The sequence below is a fragment of the Janibacter sp. Y6 genome (assembly GCF_040900765.1).
GTDB classification, from domain to species: Bacteria; Actinomycetota; Actinomycetes; order Actinomycetales; family Dermatophilaceae; genus Marihabitans; species Marihabitans melonis.
On record NZ_JAKLYZ010000010.1, the window covers coordinates 40,491 to 50,102 of the forward strand.

A 9,612-nucleotide genomic window follows, 5' to 3' on the forward strand; every position below is an offset into this window, starting at 1 on the left:
CGACGAACGGTCGACGGCCCTAGCCTGGGCGCACCCGACCCAGGAGGACCGATGAGCCCGAGCCCCGACCCCGGCCGTGAGCGGCAGAGCCAGATCTACCGCGACGGGGTGGTCGGCGACCGGCCGGCGGTGCCGACCCACGCCGCCGGGCTCGAGGAGGCGGCCGAGTCGGCGATGAGCCGCCGCGCCTGGGCCTACGTCGCGGGCGGTGCGGGTGAGGGGCGCACGATGCGCAACAACCGCGAGGCCTTCGACCGGTGGGCGATCGTCCCCCGGATGCTCGCCGGTGCGGCCGACCGTGACCTCTCCCGCACCGTCCTCGGGACGCGGCTGCCCGCCCCCTTCGCCCTCGCGCCCGTGGGTGCCGGTCAGCTCGTCCACCGCGACGCCGATCTCGTCACCGCACGCGCGGCGGCCGCGACCGGCATCCCCTACGTCTTCACCAACCAGGGCGGGACACCGCTGGAGGAGACGGCGGCGGCGATGGGCGCGACGCCGCACTGGATGCAGCTCTACTGGAGCACCGACGAAGGTCTCGTCGACAGCCTCATCGGCCGCGCGGAGGCGGCAGGCGCGGAGGCGCTCGTCGTCACGCTCGACACGACCGTGCTCGGCTGGCGACCGCAGGACCTCGACCTCGGCTCGCTCCCCTTCGCCCGAGGTCAGGGGATCGGGCAGTACACGAGCGACGAGCACTTCATGGGTCTCGTCGACCAGCGGGTGGACACGGCGGCGAAGGGGGAGCCCGCCGAGCGCCCGAAGGTCACCCCGTCGGCCATCCGGTCGTTGCTGTCGATCACGCGGCACCACCCGGGACGGCTCCGCGACAACCTGCGCTCACCGCGGCCGCGTGCGGCGGTCGAGACCTTCCTCGAGACCTACTCGAACCCGCGGCTGTCGTGGGACCACATCGCCACCCTGCGAGACCGGACCACGCTGCCGGTCGTGCTCAAGGGGATCCTGCACCCCGACGACGCGCGCCGCGCCCTCGACCTCGGCGTCGACGGCATCGTCGTCTCCAACCACGGCGGGCGGCAGGTGGACAGCTCCATCGCGTCGCTGGACGCACTCGTGCGGGTGCGCGACGCCGTCGGGCCGGACGCGACGGTGCTCATGGACAGCGGGATCCGCACGGGCGCGGACGTCTTCGTCGCGCTCGCCCTCGGGGCCGACGCCGTGCTGCTCGGGCGGCCGTACATGTACGGGATGGCGGTCGCGGGTCAGCGTGGCGTCGAGGAGGTCATCGCCAACGTCGTCGCCGAGCTCGACCTGACGATGGCGCTCGCCGGTGTGCCAGACCTGGCGTCGATCACGCGAGACGTGCTCGTCGAGCGATGAGCAGGCTCCGCGCGGTCGCCGTGGTGGTCACGTGCGCGGGTGCCGCCGTGGCGTGCGGCGGGCCGCCGGCGCTCGACGTCGGGCAGGACGGCGGCGAGTCGACGCTGTGCACGATCGCCTCGCGCCCCGGCGACTGGACGGTCGCGAGCCACACGGCCGACGCGAGCACCGACCTCGAGCTCGAGGAGCTCGAGCTGGTGGGCGCCGACGGGGTGCGGCTCGAGGAGTCGTCGCTGTCGACGCTGGACGGGCCGACGACGATCCCCGGGACCTCGCCGGGGTGGCCCGGTGAGCTCGTCGACGTGGACGGCCCGATCTGGCGGGACCGCCGGCAGGCGGAGGGGGAGACGATGGCGAAGGGGGAGAGCCGGGTCCTCGTCCTCCGGGTGGTCGTCGAGGAGGTCCCGGCGACGCTCGAGGGCATCCGCGTGCACTACCGGTCCGGCTGGCGGGGACGCGCCGCGGACACGTCGATGAGGGTCGAGTGGCGGGAGGCCTGCGGACCGTGAGCCGTCGTCTCACCTCTCGCGCTGGGTCCAGCGGAACCAGGAGAAGAGGGTGATCGCCCCGACGAGGAGCATGAGGGGTGCGATGACGATCATCGCGATGTCGGCGGCGCTTCCGTCGAGGGTGAGCCGAGCCGTCCAGTAGACGGCGATGATGGCGAACATCGCGATGGACCACTTGCGGTAGGTCGGCATGGGCGCAGTCTGCCGGGTGGGTCGTGGGGCTTCAGTCGTGGGTGCGTCGTGGGCTTCAGCAACGGGTGCGTCCACAATGCGGCCTCGGCGGCCCCGCGCGCGGTCGAGGGAGGCCGGGAAGCCCGGTAAATGGCGGTGCCCCCGGCAAGATTCGAACTTGCGACACCTTCTTTAGGAGAGTCGCGAGAGCGTGATTCGCACGTCTGGCAACCGTGTGAACCGCGGAAACTCGGGCCATTCGGTCTCGGTCGGAGCCATCGAGTCGACTGTCGTACGTCCAAAATGCGGCCTCGAGGCGACGTGCAACCTTGGACTCGCAGGTGGCCAACGTCGCAGCCGCGAGTCCCGATGCCCCAGGTCGCGGGACCTCGTGGAGTCCCTACCTGGAGCGGTCTCCTGTGATCAGATGAGTGGTGGATGAATCAACCGGTGTTGTTCTCGACAAGCTGAAGGTGGCATTCCCGCAGGGGCCGCCGACCGCTGAGCAGGTGCGCGGTCAGGAATTCGTATGGGGCCGCTCGCAGTGGGAGAAGCGCTGGCCGGATGGGATGCACCGACCAGCGGCTCTGGACTCGCAGGAGGCAGTCGCGGTGTCACGACGCGCCGTGCATCGCCGGGCTGAGCGGGTGGATACGGAGGCTGACGCGCTCGAGCTCTACCTTCTGATGGCGGCCTGGGGTACTGGCACCAAGGCTCGGGCGATTGCTCGGGCTGCCCGTCCTCTGCGAGAGGAGGGGTTCGCCGCGACGTTGCTACGAGCTCATTCCGCAGCACGTTCCGAGGAACCCGCCGACTGCTACGCGCAGATGCTTCGAGGCGGCTCACTGCGCATCAAGCACCTGGGGCCTGCGTTCTTCACCAAGTGGATGTACTTCGCCGGGTTCGAGGCTGGTTCGTCGGGCCGCTCTCGGCCCCTCATCCTCGACGCACGTGTGGCTCGGACTCTCGGGTGGGCGACGTGGGGATGGTCGGCATCGAGCTATGCGAGATACATAGCTATGAGTGAGGCGCTCAGGGACGCGTGGTGTCCGGAAGCGCCTACGGACGTCATTGAGTACGCGCTCTTCACCGCCAACGGCGGATAACGACCATCCGGCGTCTCGACCCGTAGGCACGGGATGCCATCGATTCGACAGCGGAGCAATCCGGCCGTAGGGCTTACGGGTCAAGCGGCCGGGCTTCCACGGACTGAGCGACCGCAGGTGCGGAGCACCTTCCTGTCTCGACCGCCGAGTGCCGCTTGAGGCGGGAGGCTGCAGGCCGGACGGTGGAGATGTTCACAAATGGCGGCTGGCAGCCAGGGTTTCCTGGCTGGGCTACGGCTTCGAGAACGACCTCGGGTGCAGCCTGGACCTCGTCGTACCCATAGGGGCCCTTCACCGTCGCGACCACGAGGACGCACGAGGGGCGCTTCAGGTTCGCTAGTAGGGCCGTGAGGGCGTCTCGTGCCAGCTGCTCGCCGGCGTACCGGTGGTGGTGGAAGACCATCTCTGCGTCCCTCGGGTAGTCGTGAGGCCAGGCTGCCGGTTTGCTAGCGGCATCCTGTCCGATCGTCGGACTCGACAACCCGGCCGCCGCTCGACGGGTGTTCGGTGACGATCTCTTCGAACGGCTGCATGAAGACAACCGGGACACCGTGAAGCAGCGCGGTCTATGTGGTCATTGTGGTGTTTGAGGTTAATTTGGTGAGTGCAGAGACGCCTGAGATCGATGGGGGCGTGAGACCACCGTGCGGCGGATCCATCGATGCCTTTCCTCTGTCGGAGACCGCTTGGGTGCGACGATCACGGGTGTAGGCGGGCCCGCGGTCTTCCCCTGCCCGCGGGTCCGTCTACCTCGCTGCATCTGTCGGCAGCTCCGTACCGAGAGCGGCTGGGCTAGCCCCCAGCGGGGGAGGCGACGACGTTCGTAGGCGGGGCCGGTCGGCTCCAGCCGAGGACGACCGCTGCGTTCGTGCGTCGGAAGAGGTCGCGGTCGGCGGCCTTGCGCAGGTCCAGGGTGCGAGCGAGGCGGATGCTGTAGAAGCGGTAGTCGGTGGTGGCACCACCGCCCGAGGCGCCGGCTCGGATGCCGTAGTCGGCCGCGGAGCGGCTCGACACCGTCGTCGTCGCGATGATCGGACCGGACGTGCCTTCGGCTGCCACCACTCGCAAGGTCCCTGAGGGGCCTACTGAAACGGACGCCGCGCCGGTGCAGCTGCTCGTGGACGTCGAGGTGACCGACGGGTGCGCACCGGTGCCGCCGAACCGGATCTCGCACCCGGTCTGGCGCACGCCGCCCGCGGGTGCCGAGCCGTGGACGAACTGGCCGTACTTGTCCAGGGCGGGGGTCGTCGTCGCGTTGGCCAGACCGGGTCGTGTGGTGGTCTTGGTCCAGGCAACCCAGATGTTCGCGAAGGCGCCGGCCATGACCTTGCGGTCGGCCAGGCGCCGGAGGTCGACCCGCTTCTTCGAGCGCGCGTCGAAGAGGTCGACGTGCAGCTCAGCGGGAGAGGAGCTGATGCCGGTGATGATGCCCCGTCGCACCAGGGTCTCGTCCGGGTCGGCCGACACGTTGATGGTGCTGCCTCGCTGCTCGTCCGAGTACACGATCCGCATACGCCCCAGGGTGCTGATGCCGACGCTGCGCACCCCGGTGCAGTGATGGGTGCTGTTGGCGTGAATCTTCGGTCCCGTGGAGCTGAACCGGATGACGCACCCGCCGGCCACCGTCTGGTCGTCCGTCGCGAGCCGGTCGTGAAATCGCCCATAGGCGTCGACACCGGGGTCGAGCTGCGTCGTGTTGACGGCGCTGCGGCCCAGCCACCCAACGGACGCGCCGCCGCGCGCGACCCGGGCGCGCTGCGCCGTGCTGCGCATGTCGACCCGCTTGCCGCTCCTGGAGTCGAAGAAGCGCAGCGCAATCGAGCGGGGGCTGCGAGAGGCACCGACGGTGATCCCTCGTGAGGCCAGGGTCGTGTCGGCGCTGACCAGGAGCCGGGTCTGGGGGTACCGCGCGCCCGGGGCGAGATGGATCTCGAGATCCCCCAGACCGGTCCGAGTGATCGAGACCGCACCAATGCACGGCCTGCCCAACGACGGCGACAGGTACGGCTGACCGGCCCCGTCGAAGCGCAGGAGACAGCCCCCGATGACGTTGCGGTCAGGGCTCGGCACGACGTCTGCGGACGCGGGCGCGGCGGCGCTCCCGGCACCGGCGGACATGACAACAAGAGCGAGCAGCACAGCTGCCGCCCGACGAACGAGCGAACACATCGAATTCCCCAACCCCTGCGATTGGCATCGAGCGACGCCTGGGCGAGGATCCTGGATCGCTGTGCCCGGTGTCCATCTGATGAAGCGAATCGCTTGTTCTTGTTGCACGGCCACGCTCAGTTACCGCGGTGTCGGCGTGAGGCCGAGGTGACGAGTGATTCCTCTGGGCGTTCGGCGTACGGGAGCACCGTGGGGAAGAGCCGGGCGAGGTCTTCGTCGAGGTGCTCGAGGTGGTAGGCGTCGGTGGGGTTCTGCACGGGTTCTGCGGCGAGGTCGCGGTCCTGCTGGTCGTGGAGCAGACGCAGGTAGGCGACCTCGCGGGAGTCGACGGCCACGGGCATCTCGCGGTGCGCGCGCACGTGGCTGACGAGCGGGGGGAAGGTCGGGCTGCCGGACCGGTCGACCGTGCCGACGAAGGTCTGCCCCATCGAGGCCATCGTGCGGTTGGTCAGCCCGAAGCGGTGCAGCCGACCGTCCTCGTACTCGGCCGTCAGACCCTTGCCGAAGGAGACCGACCACCCGTCGTGGGCGGCCGTCACCAGCGGGACCAGCCGGTCGAGGAAGGTCGTCGCGAGCAGGTCGTCGTCGTCGACGCGCAGCCAGGCCACCGGGCCGGGCCCGGCGTCGCGGGCGCGCAGGTCGTCGCGGATCGCCCCGACCCGGTCCTGCCAGCGGTGCGAGGGCACGGGCAGCAGCACAGGGTAGGTCGCCGCGGCGTCGAGCAGGGCGTCGCGCCACCGCGCCGGCATCTCGGCGCTGTACTGCACGACATGGCGGTACCCGTACGCGTCGTGGAAGCCCTGGTAGATCGGCGTCGCCCACTCGAGGAAGACCTGCTGGCGCGGGCCCATCCGCTCTGCCGACCACAGCCGCTCCCGGTAGGCCTGCTCGTCCTCGCCCGTCGAGGACAGCTGCCACTCCAGGCTCCCGGGGACGAAGACGCTGTAGCGCGTCGCACCGTAGATCGGGGGCACCCGGTCCGTCCTGACCGCTGACTGCGCCCGATCCAGCGCTGCCTCGAGCTCGACGATCCGCGCGGCCCGCTGCCTCGACCGTGCGGCGTGGTACTGCGCCTTCTTGCGCATCGCGGCATACCGCTCATCCATGCTGTCTCCCCTGCTACGTCCGAGCACCCCACCCGGACCGAACCGCGACCGTACCCAGCAAGAGGCGGGCTGACCTGCGCGAACGACCGACCGAGTGCTTTTGTTACCGATTGGTTGTCTACTGGGACGGCACGAGGTGCGCGCCGGTTCCACGGCCGGGGACACCCGTCGTCGACGCATCGCGAGGCGCCGTCCTCAGCCCGTCGAGGCGTGGATACCTAGCCCCCCTGCGGGAGTGACTCGCCGTCGCACCGACCCCGAAGAGTGGACAACGTGTTGCCGGTCTCGGAGACGACCAACTTGTGTTCGCTCATGACCTTCGGACTGTGGATCTCGGTGCTGCCGCTGCTCGTCGTCGCGGCGGCCTGCGTGTCCCTCCTCGTGGCCAAGCCCCGCTGACGCATCGGGACGCCCAGCAAGATCGCCACCGCAGTCCTTGGGTCGTCCACTCCGAACGCAAGCCTGATGACGCGTCGACCAAGGGTCGTCGTCGGCGCGAATAGCGGGGGGCGATTTCCCGAGGATCCTGCTGAGCTGCACGCTCCTCCCTCCGCCCGGGCACACCGACCGGCAGGTGATTCGCGGACGAATCGCTCTCAGTCGCAGTCGCACTGGACGATGGTCGCCGCACACCCCGCCGACGCCACATCTGCGGACAGATGCGCCTGGTCCCGATCATCGCCTGGGGGCGTGAGAGGTGCGGCTCGCTGGAGTGCTTGCGGCGCGGGGTCGTGAAGATGAGGTGCGACGCCGTCATGCTGCTACCAGCTGGCGGAGGCGCGCGGTCACGGAAGTGGGGCACCGCGCGCCTCCTCTGGTCCCTCAAGAGGTCCTGAGGTCACCCGGAGCTCGGGCGCTGGTTCGTGGGGGAGCTAGAAGGCCGCGCCCTGCGCCTTCAACCGCTCGCGTGAGGCCGGGACGAGCTCGTCGAGGCGGAGGACCGAGTGGACGGGGTTGGCCACGAGCAGCGTGGCGCCGATCTGCTCGGCGAGCTCGATCGAAGCCCCTGGGCCGCCGACGGCGACGTGGGTGCTCTGGGCCAGCTGGCGCGCCGCCGGCACGGCGGCCTCGAGGATCTCGGGTCGCGTGACCGCCAAGACGACGAGGTCGGCGCGGGTGCGCGCTGCTGTGGAGGTGATCGCCTCCAGCGGGGTGTCCCCGCCGAGGTAGCGCACCGACCAGCCCCGGCGGGTGAGCAGGGTGGCGATCATCAGCAGCGCGATGTCGTGACGCTCTCCGGCGGGGCAGGCGACCACGGCTGTGCGACGCCCGCCCGGATGGGGGTCTTGGGCCAGTGTCCCGATGTGCTTGCGGATGATGTGGCTGACGAAGTGCTCGTGAGCGACCGTGACCGCCCCGTCCAGCCACTGCTGCCCCAGCAGGCGAAGGTAGGGCAAGTACACCGCGACCATGGCGGCCTCGACCCCCAGAGCCTCGCTCGAGGCTCGAACCGCTCTCCTGGCGGCATCGGGATCGAGGCCTCGCACCGCCTGATCGATCCGGGCGATCAGCACCTGCGCGGTCGGCGCCTGCACGGGGGTGTCTCGAGCCAGCGCGACAGCCTTGGCCAACGGCACCCCTTGCGCCTTCAGGGCGACGACGTCGTGGGCGATGCGCTCATCACGCCCGGAGTACAACCGGTACCCAGAGGCACTGCGCTGCGGCTCGAACAGGCCGAACCGCCTCTCCCACGCACGCAGCACATCCACGCTCAGACCAGTACGACGGGACAGCTCCCCAATTCGTATACCTCCCACGACCACAATCGTAGCCTTACGCCGTAAGTTGGACTTGTCGAGAAGGAGCCGACGACGCAGGACGTTCGAGCACGTACGATACGAAGCGTCATTCCTGAGCGACGGAACACTCAACAGGGGAAGGTGCCAATGGTCTCGGAGTCAGGGACGCCGAGCCGGGCGCGGCTGAGCAGAGATCTCATCGTGCGTTCGGCCCTGGCCTACATCGACGCGCAGGGCGCCCAGAAGCTGACGATGCGCTCCTTGGGCAGCGCCCTGGGTGTGGAGGCGATGTCGCTCTACCGGCACGTCTCTGGGCGTGAGGATCTTCTTGAGGCTGTCGTGGCGCAGATGCTGCGGGGTCTGGAGGAAGATCTCGACGCCGAGCTCTCCGAGACCTGGCAGGGCTATCTGCAGACCTTCGCCCACCAGGTCCGGGCGGTGGCCGTGGCCCACCCCCACGCCTTCCCGCTGGTGGCCACCCGTCACCCGGCAGCGCCGTGGCTGCGCCCGCCTCTTCGCAGCCTGAGCCTGGTCGAGGACTTCCTCAGCACGCTGATCGGGCACGGCTTCACCGAGGACGGTGCCGTGCACGTGTACCGCTCCTTCAGCGGGTTCCTCCTGGGGCACCTGCTGCTGGAGTCGGTCGTGCACGGCGCGCAGACCTCACCGGTCGAGGTCGCCCTCGACGAAGGGGAGGCCAGTATCCCCGAGGGTGATGCAGAGCTCGACCTCGACGACTTCCCCACGATCAAACGGCTGCGGCCAGCGCTGAGCCAGGACCACTCCAAGGCCGAGTTCGAGATCGGTCTGGAAGCCCTCATCGAGCGCATCGAGCTGCACATCTCCCAGTAGCGCCCTCGCCTCGCCCCGGCAGGGTCGGCCAGGAGTCGCCACGCGAGAACACGTGCGGGACAGGATTTCTCACCTGCTTACATCGTAAGACTGGGTGCTAGATTTCGGACGGTGCACACACATCGCGCGGAGCTGCAGCTCGAGGCGCTCGGCGACGCCAACCGACGGGCGGTGGTCGAGCTGCTCGCCTCTGGCGGCCCGCAGCCGGTGGGAGTGCTCGCCGCCCAGCTGCCGATCAAGCGGCCCGGGGTCTCGCAGCACCTGCGGGTGCTCAAGCAGGCGGGGCTGGTGACCGATCTGGCCGAGGGGACCCGTCGGATCTACGCGCTGGACCACGACGGCATCGCCGATCTGCGGGCCTACCTCGACCGGGTGTGGCCGCCGCAGGGGTCCGCGGCGCCCCACAAGCGCGCAGCCCGCGAGGAGGCCCCGGGCTGCTAGATGTACTCGGCCGAGAGGTTGGTGACGCGTAGGCGTTGACGAGGAGGAGAACCTCCGGGTGAGGTGTGGATTGTCGAAGTCCCGCCCGACCCGGAGGTTCTCGTGGCCCACGCTAACGCTCGTCTCAATGTTCATGGTCGCCGTCTGCTGGTCGACCGAGTCCGCCGCCAGGGGTGGGCGG

11 protein-coding genes are annotated in these 9,612 nt (G+C 69.7%); 7 read left to right on the forward strand and 4 right to left on the reverse strand.

What is annotated here, in order from left to right:
- Nucleotides 1-51 precede the first annotated feature (51 nt).
- On the forward strand, nucleotides 52-1,338 hold the full coding sequence (locus L6241_RS16110) for an alpha-hydroxy-acid oxidizing protein (RefSeq protein WP_368247067.1): 1,287 nt from the start codon (nucleotides 52-54) through the stop codon (nucleotides 1,336-1,338).
- A complete protein-coding gene (locus tag L6241_RS16115; protein WP_368247068.1) occupies nucleotides 1,335-1,847 on the forward strand; it encodes a hypothetical protein in 513 nt (170 codons plus the stop codon). Before L6241_RS16110 ends, L6241_RS16115 begins: the two co-directional genes overlap by 4 nt.
- 9 nt (nucleotides 1,848-1,856) lie before the next feature.
- Here L6241_RS16115 and L6241_RS16120 read toward each other — a convergent pair whose 3' ends face one another.
- Nucleotides 1,857-2,039, reverse strand: coding sequence for a hypothetical protein (locus L6241_RS16120; protein WP_368247070.1), 183 nt, complete (start codon nucleotides 2,037-2,039; stop codon nucleotides 1,857-1,859).
- 488 nt (nucleotides 2,040-2,527) lie between these two features.
- Here L6241_RS16120 and L6241_RS16125 point away from each other — a divergent pair, with 488 nt between their 5' ends.
- A complete protein-coding gene (locus L6241_RS16125) occupies nucleotides 2,528-3,124 on the forward strand; it encodes a hypothetical protein (protein WP_368247078.1) in 597 nt (198 codons plus the stop codon).
- A 792-nt stretch (nucleotides 3,125-3,916) separates the two neighbouring features.
- On the opposite strand, the gene L6241_RS16130 is transcribed toward L6241_RS16125, so the two are convergent.
- Together L6241_RS16130 and L6241_RS16135 are read right to left on the reverse strand one after the other, a co-directional pair.
- The gene (locus L6241_RS16130) at nucleotides 3,917-5,242 is read right to left on the reverse strand and encodes a hypothetical protein (protein ID WP_368247071.1); all 1,326 of its coding nucleotides are present in this window, start codon (nucleotides 5,240-5,242) and stop codon (nucleotides 3,917-3,919) included.
- 167 nt (nucleotides 5,243-5,409) lie between these two features.
- A complete protein-coding gene (locus L6241_RS16135) occupies nucleotides 5,410-6,399 on the reverse strand; it encodes a glycosyltransferase (RefSeq protein ID WP_368247072.1) in 990 nt (329 codons plus the stop codon).
- 273 nt (nucleotides 6,400-6,672) lie between these two features.
- Between L6241_RS16135 and L6241_RS16140 the strand changes: the two genes are divergently transcribed.
- Nucleotides 6,673-6,798: a hypothetical protein gene (locus L6241_RS16140; protein ID WP_368247073.1), complete on the forward strand. Its 126-nt coding sequence runs from the start codon at nucleotides 6,673-6,675 to the stop codon at nucleotides 6,796-6,798.
- 473 nt (nucleotides 6,799-7,271) lie between these two features.
- On the opposite strand, the gene L6241_RS16145 is transcribed toward L6241_RS16140, so the two are convergent.
- Nucleotides 7,272-8,162, reverse strand: coding sequence for a cobalamin-dependent protein (locus L6241_RS16145; RefSeq protein WP_368247074.1), 891 nt, complete (start codon nucleotides 8,160-8,162; stop codon nucleotides 7,272-7,274).
- Between the two features lie 123 nt (nucleotides 8,163-8,285).
- On the opposite strand from L6241_RS16145, the gene L6241_RS16150 reads away from it, so the two are divergent.
- The 3 genes from L6241_RS16150 to L6241_RS16160 all read left to right on the forward strand — a co-directional run.
- Nucleotides 8,286-8,990, forward strand: a complete 705-nt coding sequence (locus tag L6241_RS16150; RefSeq protein WP_368247075.1) for a TetR/AcrR family transcriptional regulator — start codon at nucleotides 8,286-8,288, stop codon at nucleotides 8,988-8,990.
- A gap of 111 nt (nucleotides 8,991-9,101) precedes the next feature.
- Entirely contained in the window at nucleotides 9,102-9,431 is a 330-nt protein-coding gene (locus tag L6241_RS16155; protein ID WP_368247076.1) for an ArsR/SmtB family transcription factor, read from the forward strand.
- 102 nt (nucleotides 9,432-9,533) lie between these two features.
- The coding region (locus L6241_RS16160; RefSeq protein WP_368247079.1) for a leucine zipper domain-containing protein at nucleotides 9,534-9,612 on the forward strand (79 nt) is incomplete at its 3' end.

Bases quoted from the DNA above. Each gene is read 5' to 3' on its own strand.
- L6241_RS16110 (WP_368247067.1), top strand. From the start codon at position 52: ATGAGCCCGAGCCCCGACCCCGGCCGTGAGCGGCAGAGCCAGATCTAC.
- L6241_RS16115 (WP_368247068.1), top strand. From the start codon at position 1,335: ATGAGCAGGCTCCGCGCGGTCGCCGTGGTGGTCACGTGCGCGGGTGCC.
- L6241_RS16120 (WP_368247070.1), bottom strand. From the start codon at position 2,039: ATGCCGACCTACCGCAAGTGGTCCATCGCGATGTTCGCCATCATCGCC.
- L6241_RS16150 (WP_368247075.1), top strand. From the start codon at position 8,286: ATGGTCTCGGAGTCAGGGACGCCGAGCCGGGCGCGGCTGAGCAGAGAT.
- L6241_RS16135 (WP_368247072.1), bottom strand. From the start codon at position 6,399: ATGGATGAGCGGTATGCCGCGATGCGCAAGAAGGCGCAGTACCACGCC.
- L6241_RS16130 (WP_368247071.1), bottom strand. From the start codon at position 5,242: ATGTCCGCCGGTGCCGGGAGCGCCGCCGCGCCCGCGTCCGCAGACGTC.